Annotated in this window: 19 protein-coding genes; 6 read left to right on the top strand and 13 right to left on the bottom strand. The window is 51.2% G+C overall.

The features are described 5' to 3' along the window. The first annotated feature begins 254 nt into the window (after window positions 1-254). On the top strand, window positions 255-818 hold the full coding sequence (gene ahpC, locus ACMYSL_RS20685) for an alkyl hydroperoxide reductase subunit C (RefSeq protein WP_052284784.1): 564 nt from the start codon (window positions 255-257) through the stop codon (window positions 816-818). Window positions 819-1,059: 241 nt separating this feature from the next. Further along, on the top strand, window positions 1,060-2,625 hold the full coding sequence (ahpF, locus tag ACMYSL_RS20680; protein WP_182236956.1) for an alkyl hydroperoxide reductase subunit F: 1,566 nt from the start codon (window positions 1,060-1,062) through the stop codon (window positions 2,623-2,625). 81 nt (window positions 2,626-2,706) lie between these two features. Here ahpF and uspG read toward each other — a convergent pair whose 3' ends face one another. From uspG to dcuC, 4 genes are all read right to left on the bottom strand, one after another. Continuing rightward, the gene (gene uspG, locus ACMYSL_RS20675; protein WP_112214531.1) at window positions 2,707-3,135 is read right to left on the bottom strand and encodes a universal stress protein UspG; all 429 of its coding nucleotides are present in this window, start codon (window positions 3,133-3,135) and stop codon (window positions 2,707-2,709) included. A gap of 198 nt (window positions 3,136-3,333) precedes the next feature. Continuing rightward, a complete protein-coding gene (rnk, locus tag ACMYSL_RS20670; protein ID WP_110273321.1) occupies window positions 3,334-3,744 on the bottom strand; it encodes a nucleoside diphosphate kinase regulator in 411 nt (136 codons plus the stop codon). A gap of 185 nt (window positions 3,745-3,929) precedes the next feature. After that, a complete protein-coding gene (rna, locus tag ACMYSL_RS20665) occupies window positions 3,930-4,727 on the bottom strand; it encodes a ribonuclease I (RefSeq protein ID WP_434659797.1) in 798 nt (265 codons plus the stop codon). A gap of 92 nt (window positions 4,728-4,819) precedes the next feature. Then, the gene (gene dcuC, locus ACMYSL_RS20660) at window positions 4,820-6,193 is read right to left on the bottom strand and encodes an anaerobic C4-dicarboxylate transporter DcuC (protein ID WP_287859292.1); all 1,374 of its coding nucleotides are present in this window, start codon (window positions 6,191-6,193) and stop codon (window positions 4,820-4,822) included. Window positions 6,194-6,482: 289 nt separating this feature from the next. Here dcuC and pagP point away from each other — a divergent pair, with 289 nt between their 5' ends. Both pagP and cspE read left to right on the top strand, forming a co-directional pair. Beyond that, window positions 6,483-7,058, top strand: coding sequence for a lipid IV(A) palmitoyltransferase PagP (pagP, locus tag ACMYSL_RS20655; RefSeq protein ID WP_181421760.1), 576 nt, complete (start codon window positions 6,483-6,485; stop codon window positions 7,056-7,058). Between the two features lie 199 nt (window positions 7,059-7,257). After that, on the top strand, window positions 7,258-7,467 hold the full coding sequence (cspE, locus tag ACMYSL_RS20650) for a transcription antiterminator/RNA stability regulator CspE (protein ID WP_004100146.1): 210 nt from the start codon (window positions 7,258-7,260) through the stop codon (window positions 7,465-7,467). A 57-nt stretch (window positions 7,468-7,524) separates the two neighbouring features. Here cspE and crcB read toward each other — a convergent pair whose 3' ends face one another. Next, window positions 7,525-7,908 carry a fluoride efflux transporter CrcB gene (gene crcB, locus ACMYSL_RS20645; RefSeq protein ID WP_182236949.1) on the bottom strand — a complete coding sequence of 128 codons (384 nt, stop codon included), beginning with the start codon at window positions 7,906-7,908 and terminating at the stop codon, window positions 7,525-7,527. Between the two features lie 91 nt (window positions 7,909-7,999). Between crcB and ACMYSL_RS20640 the strand changes: the two genes are divergently transcribed. Further along, entirely contained in the window at window positions 8,000-8,788 is a 789-nt protein-coding gene (locus ACMYSL_RS20640; protein ID WP_434659796.1) for a deaminated glutathione amidase, read from the top strand. 127 nt (window positions 8,789-8,915) lie between these two features. Continuing rightward, the gene (gene tatE / locus ACMYSL_RS20635) at window positions 8,916-9,122 is read left to right on the top strand and encodes a twin-arginine translocase subunit TatE (protein WP_110273326.1); all 207 of its coding nucleotides are present in this window, start codon (window positions 8,916-8,918) and stop codon (window positions 9,120-9,122) included. A 243-nt stretch (window positions 9,123-9,365) separates the two neighbouring features. Here tatE and lipA read toward each other — a convergent pair whose 3' ends face one another. The 8 genes from lipA to mrdA form a co-directional block, all read right to left on the bottom strand. Further along, window positions 9,366-10,331, bottom strand: coding sequence for a lipoyl synthase (gene lipA, locus ACMYSL_RS20630; protein ID WP_434659795.1), 966 nt, complete (start codon window positions 10,329-10,331; stop codon window positions 9,366-9,368). Between the two features lie 187 nt (window positions 10,332-10,518). Further along, a complete protein-coding gene (locus ACMYSL_RS20625) occupies window positions 10,519-11,472 on the bottom strand; it encodes a YbeF family transcriptional regulator (protein WP_182236945.1) in 954 nt (317 codons plus the stop codon). Between the two features lie 138 nt (window positions 11,473-11,610). Then, window positions 11,611-12,255, bottom strand: coding sequence for a lipoyl(octanoyl) transferase LipB (gene lipB, locus ACMYSL_RS20620; RefSeq protein WP_304256983.1), 645 nt, complete (start codon window positions 12,253-12,255; stop codon window positions 11,611-11,613). Between the two features lie 98 nt (window positions 12,256-12,353). After that, window positions 12,354-12,617 (bottom strand): DUF493 family protein YbeD, encoded by a 264-nt coding sequence (ybeD, locus tag ACMYSL_RS20615; protein WP_004100153.1) that lies wholly within the window; start codon window positions 12,615-12,617, stop codon window positions 12,354-12,356. A gap of 106 nt (window positions 12,618-12,723) precedes the next feature. Continuing rightward, complete coding sequence (gene dacA / locus ACMYSL_RS20610) at window positions 12,724-13,923, bottom strand: D-alanyl-D-alanine carboxypeptidase DacA (RefSeq protein WP_110273330.1); 1,200 nt, start codon at window positions 13,921-13,923, stop codon at window positions 12,724-12,726. Window positions 13,924-14,066: 143 nt separating this feature from the next. Continuing rightward, a complete protein-coding gene (gene rlpA, locus ACMYSL_RS20605; RefSeq protein WP_434659794.1) occupies window positions 14,067-15,164 on the bottom strand; it encodes an endolytic peptidoglycan transglycosylase RlpA in 1,098 nt (365 codons plus the stop codon). A gap of 10 nt (window positions 15,165-15,174) precedes the next feature. After that, window positions 15,175-16,287, bottom strand: coding sequence for a peptidoglycan glycosyltransferase MrdB (gene mrdB / locus ACMYSL_RS20600; protein WP_110273332.1), 1,113 nt, complete (start codon window positions 16,285-16,287; stop codon window positions 15,175-15,177). Then, window positions 16,287-18,188, bottom strand: coding sequence for a peptidoglycan DD-transpeptidase MrdA (gene mrdA / locus ACMYSL_RS20595; RefSeq protein ID WP_110273333.1), 1,902 nt, complete (start codon window positions 18,186-18,188; stop codon window positions 16,287-16,289). Before mrdA ends, mrdB begins: the two co-directional genes overlap by 1 nt. Between the last annotated feature and the right edge of the window lie 7 nt (window positions 18,189-18,195).

Genomic DNA, 18,195 nt, shown 5'->3' with positions numbered 1-18,195 from the left:
AGCCAGTCAGCCTGGCGCTGAATCTACCTGCGGGTATTTCAGGTAACGGGGCCGCCTGATTGGGCGGCCTTTTTACTTTTCAGCAACATATGATGTGAAAAGCGGCGTAAGGCTGCGATCGCATTGATAGGTTCACAAAGTTGTCTTGTTCCGGTTGTTAGATAACGCTTATTGATTTGATAATGCAAACGCATTGGTCGAGTCAGGAAAAATTCGTTAACTTAGACCTCAACGAAAACACGGAGGAAGTATAGATGTCCTTAATTAATACCAAAATCAAACCTTTTAAAAACCAGGCGTTCAAAAACGGTGAATTCATCGAAGTTACCGAGAAAGATACCGAAGGCCGCTGGAGCGTCTTCTTCTTCTACCCGGCTGACTTCACCTTCGTATGCCCGACTGAATTAGGCGACGTTGCGGACCATTACGAAGAGCTGCAGAAGCTGGGTGTCGATGTGTACTCCGTTTCTACTGACACTCATTTTACCCACAAAGCATGGCACGGTAGCTCTGATACCATCGCGAAAATCAAATACGCGATGATCGGTGACCCGACTGGCGCCCTGACCCGTAACTTCGAGAATATGCGTGAAGATGAAGGTCTGGCAGATCGTGCAACCTTCGTTGTCGACCCGCAGGGTATTATCCAGGCAATCGAAGTTACCGCTGAAGGTATCGGCCGTGATGCGTCTGACCTGCTGCGTAAAATCAAAGCTGCTCAGTACGTAGCTTCTCACCCAGGTGAAGTTTGCCCGGCTAAGTGGAAAGAAGGTGAAGCGACTTTAGCTCCTTCTTTAGATCTGGTCGGTAAGATCTAAAATTCGCAGCGTCTTTCGCGCTACAGGTGTGTTGGCTTCGCTTAATCACCCCGGTCACTTACTTATGTAAGCTCCCGGGGATTCATAAGCTTGCTGCCTTCCTGTCACGCGAAATACTGGCGAATTAATCCTCAAACGGGTGCGCCGCGCCCGTTTTATTCCAACACTATGATGCAAGCGCATTCAGGCAGCCTGGACCAGGCCGTTTGCATGATGATGTTTTTAGCCCAGGAGATTAAAAATGCTCGACACCAACATGAAAACCCAGCTCAAGGCTTATCTTGAGAAACTGACTAAACCTGTTGAGCTGATTGCCACGCTGGATGACGGCGCTAAATCGGCAGAAATCAGGGAACTGCTGGCTGAAATTGCTGAACTGTCAGACAAAGTCACCTTTAAAGAAGAAAATAGCCTGCCCGTGCGCAAGCCTTCTTTCCTGATTACGAATCCGGGTTCACAGCAGGGGCCGCGCTTTGCTGGTTCTCCGCTGGGACATGAATTCACCTCTTTAGTTTTAGCATTGCTGTGGATGGGCGGTCATCCTTCAAAAGAAGCGCAGACTTTGCTGGAGCAGATACGCGATATCGATGGTGATTTTGAGTTTGAAACCTACTATTCACTGACCTGCCATAACTGCCCGGATGTTGTTCAGGCGCTGAACCTGATGGCGGTACTGAACCCGCGCATCAAGCATACGGCAATTGATGGCGGCACGTTCCAGAACGAAATCACCGATCGCAACGTGATGGGCGTTCCGGCAGTATTTATGAACGGTCAGGAATTTGGCCAGGGTCGTATGACGTTGAGCGAAATCGTTGCCAAAGTCGATACCGGCGCGGAAAAACGCGCGGCAGAAGAGCTGAATAAACGTGAAGCTTATGATGTGCTGATTGTTGGCTCCGGCCCTTCAGGTGCGGCGGCAGCGGTGTACTCGGCACGTAAAGGTATTCGTACTGGCCTGATGGGGGAACGTTTTGGCGGTCAGGTGCTGGATACCGTAGATATCGAAAACTATATCTCAGTGCCGAAAACCGAAGGCCAGAAACTGGCTGGCGCTTTGAAAGCGCACGTCAATGAATATGATGTCGATGTTATTGACTCTCAGAGCGCATCTAAACTGATTCCGGCTACCGTTGAAGGGGGGCTGCATCAGATTGAGACAGCCTCTGGCGCGGTGCTGAAAGCGCGCAGCGTTATTATTGCGACCGGTGCGAAATGGCGTAACATGAACGTACCAGGCGAAGATCAGTATCGTACTAAAGGCGTAACCTATTGCCCGCACTGCGATGGCCCGCTGTTTAAAGGTAAACGCGTTGCGGTTATCGGCGGCGGTAACTCAGGCGTTGAAGCGGCGATTGATCTCGCCGGAGTAGTTGAACATGTGACTCTGCTTGAGTTTGCGCCGGAAATGAAGGCGGATCAGGTATTACAGGATAAAGTTCGCAGCCTGAAGAATGTCGATATTATTCTGAATGCGCAAACCACGGAAGTGGTGGGTGACGGTAGTAAGGTAACCGGTTTGCAGTATCGTGACCGTGTTAGCGGCGATGAGCATCACGTGGCGCTGTCCGGGATTTTCGTGCAAATCGGTCTGCTGCCGAATACCAACTGGCTGGAAGGCGCAGTTGAACGTAACCGCATGGGTGAAATCATCATTGATGCGAAATGTGAAACCAACGTGAAGGGCGTCTTTGCTGCCGGTGACTGCACCACCGTACCGTACAAACAGATTATTATCGCCACGGGCGAAGGTGCGAAAGCGTCCCTGAGCGCATTCGATTACCTGATTCGCACTACGATTGCATAATTCATAATAAAGTAAGACCAAACCTGCAAAGTAAAGAGGCTACCCTGGGGTAGCCTCTTTTTTATCTCAATCACGTTCAGCTTACCGAACAACCATTACCGGGATATGGGCGTGGCGAATCACACTTGAGGCATTGGAACCCAGCAGATGCGTGCTGATTGAAGGGTTGCGTGAACCAATGACCACCACATCGGCTTTAATTTCATTTGCTAGTTCATTGACCATATCACGCACGGTGCCGAAACGGACATGCGTCTTGATTCGCGATGGGTCAATGCTGAAATGCCCGGCCATCGTTTGTAGACGGGTTTCTGCTTCATGCTGTAAATGTTCTTCAAAGCGACGCAGGTCTGCTGTGAAGCGACTCATTGTGAAGCTTGATGAACCGGGAAGTACGTGAAGGAGATGGATAACCCCGTCCTGCTGGGCTAAAAACTCCGCATGACGGACGGCTTTATCGCTCAGCTCCATCTCAAAAACATCAACAGGCATAATGATCGTCTTGTACATATGCTTCCTCCTTGTTCGTTGGTTTCTATATCAACATATTATAGGAGAATATTGTGCCATTCAGGTCGCAAAACTGTCAGATCGGGTAGAGGAGGGCGTAAAAATTTGTCAAAAGCAGCAAGGGCAGTGAAATATGCAGAAAGAGGATGCGAATACATCCTCTGAATAAAGCGCGAAACGCCTCAGGCAGTAGGGAGATTAACGGTGATAATCGCCTGCGGCTTCCGGTTGATACAGCAGTTCCAGTACTTCAAGATGCGTTGAGGTGCCGCCGGGTAATTCCCAGTGAATGGTACCGCCAACTTTCAGGCCCAGTAGGGCTGCGCCGACCGGGGCCATGACCGATAGCTGCGTAGCGCTATCCGTGACCTGAGAGGGGAAAACCAGCGTACGTACGCGTTCTTCACCCGTTGTTAAATCGCGAAATCTGACCTGGCTATTCATGCTGACGACATCATGCGGCATGGCTTCCGGGGCGAGCATCTGTGCCCGGTCCAGTTCGTCGTTCAATGCATCCGCCACCGGAGAGTTGGCGAAAGCCGGTTGTTCCAGCAGTCGGTCGATGCGTTCTGCATCGAGTTCATTAATGATGATTGCGGGTCTGGTCATCGCATACTCCATGTTATCCAGGAACCTATCCGTAAAAGAAAACCCTCGCCGAAAATGGCAAGGGTTAATGTCCTCTCATCATACTGAGACTTGTCGACGGTTTGAAGTGATTAAACGCACATTCATCAATGATCAATAGCTGAGCCGTATGAAATTTATGATAACGGCATCAGAGTCTGCTTCCTTTAGCTACCCACTTTATCTAATACAAATTGCTTGCCACAATTACCTGGATGGGGCTGAGGCAAAAATGAATCTGCGGAAAGTGGGGCATTTATGGCTGTGGCTTTGATCGAGATTTGCATCTCGGTCAGATAGGCAGGGTTGCCGCTGCAAGTTAATTTAAACGCTTTAACGTTCTGTTTTCCAAAGGCTTGCGCGACTACGGCATCGAAACCCTCACGGCTCACGGTTTGCCCATAGTGTTGTGCGAGGAATCCCCCCAGAGCACTCTGTTTGACTTCACCGTTCAGACGAACCATAGCGCCGAAGTAGTTATCAGGATCAAAACCGAAGCAAATGCCGTGTTTGGCATATTCATAGCGTTCAAGGCACGAATTGCCACCGGAACCTGGCATCACGCCGTTGAGCTTATTCGCCATCTCTAGCGACAGACCGGTTTCCGCTGCCTGGCATTTTCTTCCGGCTTTGGCTTCTGGCATGTTAGGGAGTGGACGTGTCGCGCAGCCATAACGCATCCAGCGACGTTCGTCTACGCCGCGTGCGGCGATGGATTTTGGCAAACTGGGCCATAAACCGTGTACGGTCAGGAAATCGGCTTTATTTGCGCTTTCTTGCTGTAAACGACACTCATCCGGCTCGCTACGGTTTTTGTCATGCATGCTTTGGCAGAATCCCGTTTGCCAGGAGAGGGCCAGCACGTAGCGGTCGAAATCGCCGTATTGCGTTGCTATTAGCGGGTCTGCACTGGCCTGAGTAGAAATAAGCAACAGAGCAATGGCGACGAAATCCTTCCTGAACATTTTTATTCCTGATGACTGACGGTCATTAATAACATTGAGTTATTAAAGCATAAAAAAGGCGCCAACAGGCGCCTTTTCGCGTGGTTTCACGGCTAGTGAATAGCACTGCCCGGGACCAAAATTTCGGTAGCGACTATAACGACCAACAGCCCAACCAGAACGGGGACTGAGGTGCGTTTAACCACTTCAAAAGGTGATATTTTTGCCATCCCGGCAACCGCGACCACCACGCCGGAGACGGGTGAAATAGTTCGTCCAAGGTTAGACGCCTGCAGCATCGGGATGGAAAGATAAGCGGGATTGATACCGGAAGAGTGTGCCAGCTTCGGGATCATCTCAACGAAGGCATAGAATGGTGCGTTGCCGGAACCGGTGGTCATCGCCGCCAGCATTGTCAGTATCACCAATACCAGCATCAGGATAATGCTGGCTGAACCAAATGAGGTGGCGATAGAAATCAGGCCATTGATAAAACCAATGGTGCTCAGCCCTTGGGCAAAGACGCCTGCGGCAACCAGCAGCATGACTACGCCAGCAAAAGCATCCGCCATACCTCGGTAAGCGGCTTCCAGACCATTAAACACGTTTTTGGTATTAAAGCCGCGAAAGAACTCCAGTACTGCAGCCAATAGCATGCAGAGAACGAGGATCGTGATGATGTGCAGTTCCGGACCCCATTTACCGTCGAAAATCAGTACGCCAATGATAGGTGTAAACGGCAGGATGGCGTAAAAAGCAGGGGCTGTGGTGGTTATCTCGTTCACATCCAGCATTTCGTGCGAGGCATTTTCTTTTTTATCGAGATAGCGCTGCCAGAAAAAGTGGGCGATAGCCATGCTGATGATGGCCACAATGGAAATAGGCAGGGTGGTTTTAAAGGCAAAGTCTATCAACGGCATTTCGGCGGCTTTGGCGGCCAGCACCACGTCGCCAGAAGTGGGGGAGAGAATAATCGCAGCCGGAGAGGCGCAAATAGCGGCCGCCGCGCCGCGACTAATGCCGACGTTGACCATCACCGGGAACAGGGTTGCCATCAACAGCACGCCGAGACCGGTCGCTGAAGAGACTGCCAGCGACATCAGGCAGGCCACGAAATAGGCGGCGATCATTAACAGGTATGGAGAGTTAATATAGCGCAGCGGCTTTGAGGCCAGTTTCACTACCATGTCGTTGGCACCAATATGCGTCATGTAGGTCGCGAAACCACAGAGCATCATTATCATCATGCCGAGGTCGCCGCCGCGGCTCATGAGCAGAATCTTGACGTATTCGATAATATCTGTGGCGGAGTAACCAGTGCTCTTTGCATCACCAGGTAGAATCTTATGCCCCATTAGTGCGCTGGCGATGAGTAATACTAAACCGCCGACGAACAACACGCCGGTGGCTGAATAGCCTTTAATGATATAGCGGGCGACGCCCACAATGACCACAATCCCAATGAGGATCTCTACTAGCGTAAGCATCTTTTACCCCTAAACCATTAACCCAAAGAATCTGCTGATAAATAAAGCGAAGAAAAAATTAAGTGAGCGAATGTGCCTAAAAAACGGGCTGAACTCGCTGATGCAAATCAATAAATCGGTGAGAATACCCTAATTGCCGTACAATGGGGACGTGGTCAAAACGCCAGTCGTGATGATTTTCAGATTTTTGTACCGGACAAATCAAGAGTTTGCCTAATTCCGTTAAGGTATTATTAAGTTTATCTTTGCTATCTTAACCCGCCTTAAAAATGATACTGGTAATAGAGAAGTGTTAATGCTGAGTCGATTTACATGGTTTTTTCTTGGATGCCTGGGACTGCTGCTCTCATCCGCTACTGCTAACGCATCGTTTAGCTCAACGCTGCGCGATGGTTACAACACGCTAAGTGATAACATTGCGCAGACCTGGAATGAGCCTGAGCACTACGATCTTTTCATACCGGCGGTGACCTGGCATGCTCGTTTCGCCTACGATAAAGAAAAAACGGATAAGTATAACGAACGTCCCTGGGGGGCTGGCTTCGGCATTTCGCGTTGGGATGATAAAGGGAACTGGAATGGTATTTACCTCATGGCCTTCAAAGACTCCTATAACAAATGGGAGCCCATTGGCGGCTACGGTTGGGAAAAAACCTGGCGTCCCTTGGCTGACGATAACTTCCATCTTGGCTTAGGCTATACCCTTGGCGTAACGGCGCGTGATAACTGGAACTATATCCCTATTCCAGTTGTGCTGCCTCTGGCCTCCATTGGTTACGGTCCTGCAACATTCCAAATGACCTATATTCCAGGTACCTATAACAACGGTAACGTTTACTTTGCGTGGGCGCGCATCCAGTTTTAACCAGCACGGCATTGCATTGCAACAAAAGTGATAAGCGGACTATGTTCTGAAAAAACAATGATTAAAGTTATATGTCTACAAAAAGATAGAGACTTTTATCACTTTTTAGCAAAGTTGCGCTGGACAAAAGGTACCACAATTGGTGTACTGATACCCGACACAGTATTAGTGTCGATTTTTTCATATAAAGGTAATTTTGATGTCTAAGATTAAAGGTAACGTTAAGTGGTTTAATGAGTCCAAAGGATTCGGTTTCATTACTCCGGAAGATGGCAGCAAAGATGTATTCGTACATTTCTCTGCAATCCAGTCCAACGGTTTCAAAACTCTGGCTGAAGGTCAGCGTGTAGAGTTCGAAATCACTAACGGTGCCAAAGGCCCTTCTGCTGCAAACGTAATGCCTATCTAAGCAACGCGTCAGTAGAATATAAAAACCCGCTCTTAGCGGGTTTTTTTTTGCCTGTAGTTAGCGGCTTGCTGCCTGAGAAAATAGCCAGAATGCCGCTGCCGTCATGGCAAACGAGCCTAATAAGTTGACGACGATATTCAGCAATGCCCAGCTAAAGCGCCCCTGCTGCAGAAGAAACACCACTTCGGCGGAAAATGTGGAGAAGGTTGTCAGTCCGCCGCAAAAGCCGGTGGTGATAAGCAGTTTCCACATCGGATCGATACCCGTCAGGCGATTAAACCAGGCCAGACCGGCTCCGATAATAAATGCCCCTAGCAGGTTAGCAGTAAGAGTACCAATGGGGAGAGCGTGGTGCATGGGATTAAGCTTCATACCCAGCCACCAGCGTAAAACGCTGCCGGTGCCGCCGCCAAGAAATACAGCCAAAAGGAGTTGCAACACGGTCATTCCCTGTTTATTGATTGATACTAAACTTCGAGTGTAGCTCGCGAAATACCTTGCTGGCTATGAATTACCTGATGGGAGAGAAAAGATGCTTGTTGCTGCCGGACAATTTGCCGTAACGCCAGACTGGACGACCAATGCGCAGACTTGCGTCGTGCTGATGCGTCAGGCTGTCGGAAGGGGGGCTTCGTTATTGGTATTACCAGAAGCGCTACTTGCTCGAGATGACAACGATGCGGATTTATCGGTTAAATCAGCCCAACTCCTGGATGGCGGCTTTTTACAGTTACTGCTGGCGGAAAGTAAAAACAGCGCGCTGACGACGGTGCTGACTTTGCACGTGCCTTCAGGCGAGGGGCGGGCAACTAACACGCTGGTGGCTTTACGTCAGGGTAAGATTATTGCGCAATATCAGAAGCTACACCTGTATGATGCTTTCAATATTCAGGAATCCCGGTTGGTCGATGCCGGACAGCAAATTCCGCCGCTTATTGAGGTTGATGGGATGCGCGTCGGGCTGATGACCTGCTACGATTTGCGTTTTCCTGAACTGGCGCTGTCGCTAGCGCTCAGCGGGGCGCAACTCTTAGTATTACCCACTGCGTGGGTGAAAGGGCCGCTTAAGGAACATCATTGGTCGACGTTGCTGGCGGCGCGGGCGCTGGATACTACCTGTTATATTATCGCGGCAGGTGAGTGCGGAACCCGCAATATTGGACAGAGTCGTATTGTTGATCCTCTTGGAACGACGATCGCTGGGGCAGGAGAACAGCCGCAGTTGATTTTTGCTGAGCTTTCAGCTGATTATCTTCAGCTGGTACGGGAACGCTTGCCGGTGTTGCAGAATCGTCGCTTTGCGCCACCGCAATTATTATGACGTTTTTTTAAACAAGGCTTGATTCACCTTGTTACAGATTGCTATTGTGTCCGCGCGTCAAATAGCCGTTAATTGTATGCGTGTATGATGGCGTATTCGCAGCTTGTATTAGAGAAGAAGGTTAGCTATGGGTGAGATTAGTATTACCAAACTGCTGGTAGTCGCAGCGCTGATTATTTTAGTGTTTGGTACCAAAAAATTACGCACGCTGGGTGGAGACCTGGGCTCGGCCATCAAAGGCTTTAAAAAGGCCATGAACGATGACGATGATAGTGCGAAGAAAACCAGTGCAGAGGAAGAGATCCCGGCACAGAAACTCTCTCATAAAGAGTAATTCACTTCGTGCTTCCCGGTGGAGGGGAGCACGCTGCCGACAGGTGTGAACCTGGACGGCAAAGAGGCCGCAGCGTTAGTCGTTGCGGCCTCTTTTTGTTATATATACGTTATTTGGCCTAAAAAGATGCAACCAACTGTTACCGCGCTGGGTTAATTCATTTCAATGGGGAATTTCGGGAATAGCAGAACAGAAAAGTAAACTGCTGCGCTACCAGGTTTCACGCAGCAGTCGAGGTACGGATTACTTCACTTCCATACCTTTGGCTTGCAGGTCAGCATGATAGGACGAGCGAACGAACGGCCCGCAGGCGGCGTGGGTAAAGCCCATTGCCATGGCTTCACCTTTCATCTCTTCGAACTCATCAGGGCTAACATAACGCTGTACCGGCAGGTGATGACGGCTTGGCTGCAAATATTGACCTAAAGTTAGCATCGTGACGCCGTGACGACGTAGATCGCGCATCACTTCAACGATTTCGGCGTTCGTTTCACCTAGACCAACCATCAAACCCGATTTAGTCGGGATCTCCGGATGTGCTTCTTTAAAACGCTCCAGCAGCTTCAGAGACCAGTTGTAATCGGCTCCCGGACGAACCTGGCGATACAGGCGCGGCACGTTTTCCAGGTTATGGTTAAACACATCCGGCGGTGTCGCCTGGAGGATTTCCAAAGCACGATCCATACGACCGCGGAAGTCCGGAACCAGGGTTTCAATTTTGATGGTCGGATTTTTCTCGCGAATAGCGCTGATGCAGTCGGCAAAATGCTGAGCGCCGCCATCGCGCAGATCGTCACGGTCAACGGAGGTCACCACAACGTAACGCAGGGCCATATCGGCAATAGTTTGCGCCAGCTTTTGCGGTTCGTTGGTGTCAGGAGTGACCGGGCGCCCGTGCGCCACGTCGCAGAACGGACAACGACGGGTACAGATGGCACCCAGAATCATAAAAGTCGCCGTTCCGTGGTTAAAACATTCCGCGAGGTTCGGGCAAGAGGCTTCTTCGCACACGGAGTGCAGGCCGTTCTTACGCATCGCTGCCTTGATCCCCTGGATACGGGACGAGTCAGCCGGAAGTTTGATTTTCATCCATTCCGGTTTTCTGAGCAGAGCTTCACGCTCAGTTGCCACGTTTTTCACCGGGATAAGGGCCATTTTATCGGCGTCGCGGTATTTAACACCGCGTTCCATCACAATGGGTTTACTCATAGCGTGCGTGTTCCAGTTGCAAGTCACGAAGGAAAGCGAATTAATTCAAGAAAATGTTGTATTTATCAACTATTTTTGAATTAAGCGCAGGCAGTATACCATTGATGCGGGGCAGAAAGCAGCCTGGTAACACGGCAAATTGTAAAATAGTTGTTGTTTTATGCTTTTCCCACACGTGCTTTATCACCTAAAAGGCCTGGCGAATGGTCTCTACAATCTCTTTCAATAAGGGTTCTTGCGCGCTGAGCTTATTGTAATGTAGCGAAATATCAATTTTTTCCGCCTGTAAAGGTGGGAAATCAAGCATTTTTAACGGCCATATGCGCTCTACCAGGGAGAACATCCCGGAAGTAATCAGCCCCAGCATCTCGCTTTCACTGACCAGTGCGGCCTGAGTTAACAAATTGTAGCTACTGAAGCCGCAGCGACGCTCGCCCAGGTGTTCATGCAGGCGACGCAGAATTGTCGCATAGCGATGGTGCTCAGGTTGCAGCAGCGCGAATTCATATTGGCGAAGGTTTTCTGGAGTTGCCGGCATTTTTAACGCTGGATGGCCTGCCCGGCAGTATATGTGCACACTATCCTGAAATAACACATGATGCGTAATCGACAGCCCGGCGTGCGCGAAGCTGTCGATCAACAGATCGACCTGACGCTGATTCAACTGGCTGACGGCGTCGTTGATGGCGATATTATGCAGCAATACCTGAGGAAAGACGGCTCTCAGTTTTTTGGTAATTACCGGCATTATCAACGCTCCGATAGCCGGAGAGGTCGCGATGGTTATCACTCGCTCCTGGTGCGTATCACCGGTTAAATCCAGCGCGTTGAGAAAAGCCTCCATTCCCTGACTAATATGCTGATGAAGATGCGTTGCATAGGCGGTAGGAGTTACGCCCTGGCCTTTGCGAATAAACAGCGGATCGGGGAAGAGTGCTCGCAGTTTGTTGATTGATTGACTGATCGCTGAGGGGGTGATGTTGAGCACCTTTGCCGCATTAACGATGCCTTTATGCACATAAACGGCTTCAAAAATAGTCAGTAAGTTCAGGTCTATGTTACGCAAAATGCGAAACATCTGCCGCCCGTGGCGATCATCTTGTGGGTCAGTGGGTTCTGCTGGAGCGTTATTTTCTTCCACTCTATATTTCCGATAATGGTGAATAGCATCATTATAACGACCAGACTCATTCTGATACGTGATAATACACAGCAAATATAAAGACTTAATTTGTTGTGAGAGGGAAATGTGACGTCCCGCGACCACGGGACGTAATAATTACCGGACTGAAATGTATTCGTACGGTGGATTATTGAGCAGTGCCAACAGATTCGCGGCCAATTGCGGAGCAACGGTTTCTGGACGAGCATTCGGCTGCCACTGACGCATTTGAGTCATTTCCATACCAGCGTAACCACATGGGTTAATTCGCAGGAATGGTGACAGATCCATGGCGATATTCAGCGCCAGACCGTGGAATGAGCAACCTTTGCGGATACGCAGGCCCAGAGAGCAGATTTTTTGCTCGCCGACATAGACGCCGGGAGCATCGGCGCGGGGGTGCGACTCAATGCCAGATTCTGCTAGCGTATTCACGACGGTTTGCTCTAAAAGGGTGACCAGCTCACGTACACCCAGCTTACGACGTTTAAGGTTCAGCAGGACGTACATCACCTGCTGCCCAGGACCATGATAGGTAACCTGCCCGCCACGGTCACTCTGAATCACTGGGATATCGCCAGGAACAAGAACATGTTCGGCTTTTCCGGCCTGGCCCTGAGTGAACACTGGATGATGCTCGACCAACCAGATTTCATCCAGGGTGGAGTCGTCGCGAGTGTCGGTGAACTCATGCATTGCCTGCGAGATAGGTTCGTAAGGTTGCAGGCCGAGTTGGCGGATGAGGATTTTATTGTGCTGCAAAACAACGTCTCCGCAGAGAGAGAATAACTTGAGTGGGGAGTATATCACAGCGAGAAAGAGAGGATTACCCGGCACAAAGGCCGGGTCAAGCAATCGGTTTACAGCACCATTCGCACGATTTCAATATTGCCCAACTCTTCGTACAGGGTTTCTACCTGCTCGATATGTGTGGCGTTAATCGTGATGGAGACCGAGTGGTAGTTACCTTTGCTGCTGGGTTTTACCGTCGGAGAGTAATCACCTGGTGCATGGCGCTGTACCACTTCAACCACCTGGTCAACCAGCTCCGGCAACGCCTGTCCCATTACTTTGTAAGTAAAAGGGGTAGGGAATTCAAGCAGTTCGTTAAGTTTGGTTTTCATGTCAGCTCCGGTGTTACAACAAAAAATAATAACTCCCACGACGTGTGGGAGTTATCAGGATACCTAGTATATGGGGACGCAAATCACACTTTCAAGTGTTCAATTTTTAACCAAACCAGTGATGGAACATTAACTTAATGTAATCAATGATTTTGCCGAAGAAATTGCCTTCCGGAATTTCCTGCAGTACGACCAGCGGGCGCTGATCGATAGTTTTACCGTCCAACTGGAAATTAATGGTGCCAACAACCTGGTTTTTCTGCAGCGGCGCGTGCAGTTCGGCATTGTTCAGGACATAGCTGGCTTTCAGGTCTTTCATACGACCACGAGGGATAGTCAGATAAACGTCTTTGTCCACACCGAGGGAGGCGCGATCGTTATCACCAAACCAGGCGGGTTCAGAGGCGAACTCTTTCCCTGCTTTAATCGGGTTAACGGTTTCAAAGAAGCGGAAGCCCCAGGTCAGCAGTTTTTTGCTCTCGGACTCACGGCCTTTATAGGTACGTCCACCCATCACGGCGGAGATCAGGCGCATCTGACCTTCGGTTGCCGAAGCCACGAGATTATAGCCCGCTTTGTCCGTGTGGCCCGTTTTAATGCCGTCGACGCTCAGACTTTTATCCCATAGCAGGCCGTTACGGTTGAGTTGGCGAATCCCGTTAAAGGTGAACTCTTTTTCTTTGTAGATGGTGTATTCGTTCGGCACATCGCGGATCAGCGCCTGGCCAATCAGCGCCATATCACGCGCCGAGCTGAACTGACCATCGGCATCTAGGCCATGAACGGTCTGGAAATGGGTGTTCTTCAGACCCAGAGCGTTAACGTAGTTATTCATCAGGCCGACGAAGGCATCCTGGCTACCAGCGACATAGTCGGCCATCGCCACACAGGCGTCATTACCTGACTGCAGGTTAATACCGCGGATCAGCTGGGAAACCGGTACCTGCATACCAGGCTTAAGGAACATCAGTGAGGAGCCTTTAAAGACTGGGTTACCGGTCGCCCACGCATCGTTACCAACGGTGACCAGATCGGATTCTTTAAACTTGCCCGCTTTCATCGCCTGACCAATAACATAGCTGGTCATCATCTTGGTCAGACTCGCCGGGTCGCGACGGGAATCGGCGTTATTTTCAGCCAATACCTTGCCTGAGTTGTAATCGATAAGAACCCAGGATTCGGCGTCAATCTGCGGGGCGCCAGGGATCATAGTTTTGATATTCAGGTCATCGGCGCGGGCAGCTGAGGATAGCGCTGCCACGGAGAGCGCCGTAACAAGTAAACGAGCGGTGAAAGAGGTCTTCATGGTCTGAACAACGGCATCCGTGATGGAGTTAAAAAAAGTGCCTTACTATAGCAAATGCACTGCGGGCCAGCATCCGACATTGCGCATGACTTTGTTAATGACTTTGTCATGCGTGGTGAGCGGAGGACAACAGCCCGACGCGTTTAGTTGGCGCGAGTAATAAATGATTGCAGCTGAGCTTCGCTTTGCAGGCGTTGTTGAACCGTGCTGGCTTGCCCTTTGCTGCTGAATGGACCCAATTGAATACGCCATACCGCGCCGTTTTGCATCACGCGGCCGGGTACGGAGAATTGCTGGCTCAGGCGCTGCTGATACTGCTGCGCACGGGCCTGATCGCTGACGGCACCCACCTGTACGACGAAGTCGCCGCTGGTGGTGGCAGCCGCTGGTGTTACCGCAGCAGTCGCCGCTACGGCAGGCGCTACGCCGCCCTGGACCGAACCTGGAGCTGTAACCGGCGCGGTTTGCACAACTGGCTCACTGCTTTCCAGCACCCCACTGTTCAGCGGCGTTGGCGCGCCAAGGAACCCGCCGCTGTTTACCGGTGCGCCGGTGCTATCTTCTGGCTTTAAAGTTGAGTTGCTGATGGCATGAACATCAGTTTGCGCGGGTTGACCGATGGCTGCACCGTTATCACCATCAAGATTCGGACGTGCGGGCAGGGCGTAGGTCTGTTTAGCAACGGTCGTACAGGCCATTCCGGGGCCGGAAAGTGAGCCATCTGGGGCGACAACGATCGGATCGATACGCACTTTGGTATTGTTCGAGGTATTCAGACGATCGGCTGAGGCACGTGAAAGCGAGATGACGCGATCGTTGCCGTAAGGTCCGCGATCGTTGATGCGTACCACGATCATTCGCCCGTTGGCGAGGTTTGTTATCCGCGCGTAGCTTGGGATCGGTAACGTCGGATGCGCGGCGGTGAGCTGCGTCGGGTCGAAGGCTTCCCCTGAGGCGGTCAGGTTGCTGTTCGGCTCTGCATCGTAAATCGCGGCAAAACCAGCCTGGGTAAAGTTAGAGGGATCCTGGACGATTTTATAACTTTTGCCATCGCGTTCGTAGTCTTGATTCGCCGTTGCGTTAGGCGTTTCATACTGTGGATCCGCACCGCTGATTTCCACAGTTGGTCCATTACAAACGGCCGACTGTGGAGTGCTGACCGTTTTCTGTTGAACGTCATCACTCTGACATGCCGCCAGCAGCCCTGCTGCTATGCAGATCCCCAGCCATTGCTTACGCATCGCGAACCCCTTAAACGCTTTTCGACAACATTTTTCTATGAGTATGGATCGACATGACGATACCAAACCCGGCCATCAATACGATTAGGGCAGAGCCCCCGTAGCTGACCAGCGGCAAAGGTACCCCCACCACTGGTAAAATACCACTTACCATACCAATATTTACGAAGACATAAACGAATAAAATCAACATTAAACCCCCAGCCATAACCCGACCAAAGGTGGTTTGCGCCTGGGAGGCGATCCATAGCCCACGCATGATTAGCAAAATATACAGCGCCAGCAGGATCAGTACGCCAATCAGCCCCAGCTCCTCAGCCAGAACGGCAAAGATAAAGTCGGTATGGCGCTCCGGTAAGAATTCCAGCTGCGACTGGGTGCCGTGCAGCCAACCTTTTCCGCGTAGTCCACCGGAGCCGATAGCGATTTTTGATTGAATAATGTGGTAGCCCGCGCCGAGCGGATCGGTTTCCGGGTCGAGCAGCATCATCACGCGCTGGCGCTGATAATCATGCATCAGGAAGAACCACAAGATGGGGATAAAGGCGGCGACCAGCACCACCGCAATGCCGATCAGACGCCAGCTCAGCCCAGACAAGAACAGGACAAACAGGCCGGATAACGCTACCAGAATCGAAGTTCCGAGGTCAGGCTGCGCGGCAACCAGCAGCGTGGGTAAGAAAATCAGCACCAGCGCAATAGCGGTATTTTTTAGCGATGGTGGACAAACATCGCGGTTGATAAAGCGCGCCACCATCAGCGGTACGGCAATCTTCGCGATTTCCGAGGGCTGAAAACGGACGATACCGAGATCCAGCCAGCGCTGCGCCCCTTTGGAAATTGCGCCAAAGGCATCCACCGCCACCAGCAGGATAATACAGACGATGTAGAGGTAGGGAGCCCAGCCCTCATACACACGCGGCGGGATCTGCGCCATGACGATCATGATAACGACGCCCATGGCGATCTGGCCGATTTTGCGCTCCATCATGCCCATGTCCTGACCGCTAGCGCTCCAGATAACCAGCGCGCTATAGGTCAGTAGCGCCAGCAGGATAAGCAGCATGGTGGGATCGAGATGGATTTTATCCCATAGCGATTTTTTGTTTGGATTATCCGTCATTATTGATCCTCCCCAGCCGTGACCGCCGGATTTTCACTCGGCAGATTGGTGTTGTTATCGCCCAGCATTATATGATCGAGAATCTGGCGCATAATGGTACCGACTGCAGGCCCTGCGCCGCCGTTCTCGAGAATGATTGCAACGGCAACCTGGGGGTTGTTATAAGGGGCAAATGCCGTCATGAGTTTGTGGTCACGCAGGCGTTCTGCGATTCGGTGCGCGTTATAGGTTTCATTGGCTTTCAGGCCAAAGACCTGGGCGGTGCCCGATTTCGCCGCAATTTTATACGGCGCGCTGGCGAAATATTTATGTGCAGTACCGTTTCCACGGTTGGCTACGCCATACATTCCGTCTTTGGCGATTTCCCAAAAACCAGAGTGAATATCGCCGACCGGCGGTTCGTGCGGCTGTACCCATGGTACTGGTTTGCCATCTTCAACCGTGCTTTGCAGCAGGTGCGGCACTTTGACGACACCGTCGTTAATCAGGATCATCAGCGCTTTGTTCATCTGAATAGGCGTTGCGGTCCAGTAGCCCTGACCGATGCCGACCGGAATAGTATCGCCCTGATACCACGGCTTCTTGAAGCGTTTGAGCTTCCACTCACGGGTAGGCATATTGCCGGAGCGTTCTTCCGAGAGATCAACGCCAGTATAGTGGCCGTACCCGAATTTGCTCATCCATTCGGACAGGCGATCGATACCCATATCGTAAGCAACCTGATAGAAATAGGTATCGGCAGACTCTTCCAGCGCTTTAGTGACGTTCAGATGCCCGTGGCCCCACTTCTTCCAGTCGCGATAGCGCTTATCTGAACCTGGCAGTTGCCACCAGCCGGGGTCAAACAGGCTGGTATTACGGGTGATTACGCCCGCGCTGAGCGCTGAGACTGCGACGTAGGGTTTAACCGTCGAGGCAGGAGGATATACCCCTTGAGTCGCGCGGTTGACCAGCGGCGTATTCGGATCGTTGAGCAGCCCTGAATAATCTTTACTGGAGATGCCGTCAACGAACAGATTCGGATCGTAGCTTGGAGTCGATACCAATGCGAGGATCGCGCCGGTTCGTGGGTCGGTTACAACGACGGCCGCGCGGCTTCCCGCGAGCAGCGTTTCAATATACTGCTGTAGTTTCAGGTCGAGCGTTAAATAGATATCGCGCCCGGCCTGCGGTGGGACTTCCTTAAGCTGACGAATCACGCGACCACGGTTGTTAACCTCGACCTCTTCATAGCCGGTTTCCCCGTGCAGCACATCTTCATAGTAGCGCTCAATACCGAGTTTACCGATGTCATGCGTCGAGGCATAGTTAGCCAGCTTCCCCTCTTTATCCAGGCGATCGACGTCTTTATCGTTAATTTTAGAGACGTAGCCGATAACGTGGGTAAGGGCGGAATTATAGGGATAGTAACGGCGTTTATAGCCTTTGACTTCCACGCCGGGGAAGCGGTACTGGTTAACCGCGAAACGAGCCACCTGGACTTCGGTAAGGTTCACTTTCACCGGAATAGAGGTAAAGCGATGCGAGCGCGAGCGCTCTTTTTTAAAGTTCGCCACATCGTCATCGGTCAGGTCGATGACGTCACGCAGCGCATCCAGCGTCTGCTGTACGTTATCGACCTTCTCCGGCATCATTTCCAGCTGGTAAATTGTGCGGTTAAGCGCCAGCGGCGTACCGTTGCGATCGTAGATAATGCCGCGACTCGGCGGAATAGGGACCAGCTTGATGCGGTTTTCGTTCGAGCGTGTTTGATAGTCTGTGTAACGCACAATTTGCACGTTATAAAGGTTGGCGATCAGTACGCCGGTAAGCAGCAAAATCCCCAAAAAAGCGACCAGCGCCCGGCGCACAAACAGCGAGGATTCAGCCGTATAGTCGCGGAAAGAATTCTGTAATTTCATTCGCTGC

Origin of the sequence: Klebsiella sp. MISC125 (assembly GCF_051131775.1) — a bacterium.
Taxonomy (GTDB): domain Bacteria; phylum Pseudomonadota; class Gammaproteobacteria; order Enterobacterales; family Enterobacteriaceae; genus Klebsiella.
Note: the sequence above shows the minus strand (reverse complement) of the source record. Positions and strands in the feature narration are given on the sequence as shown.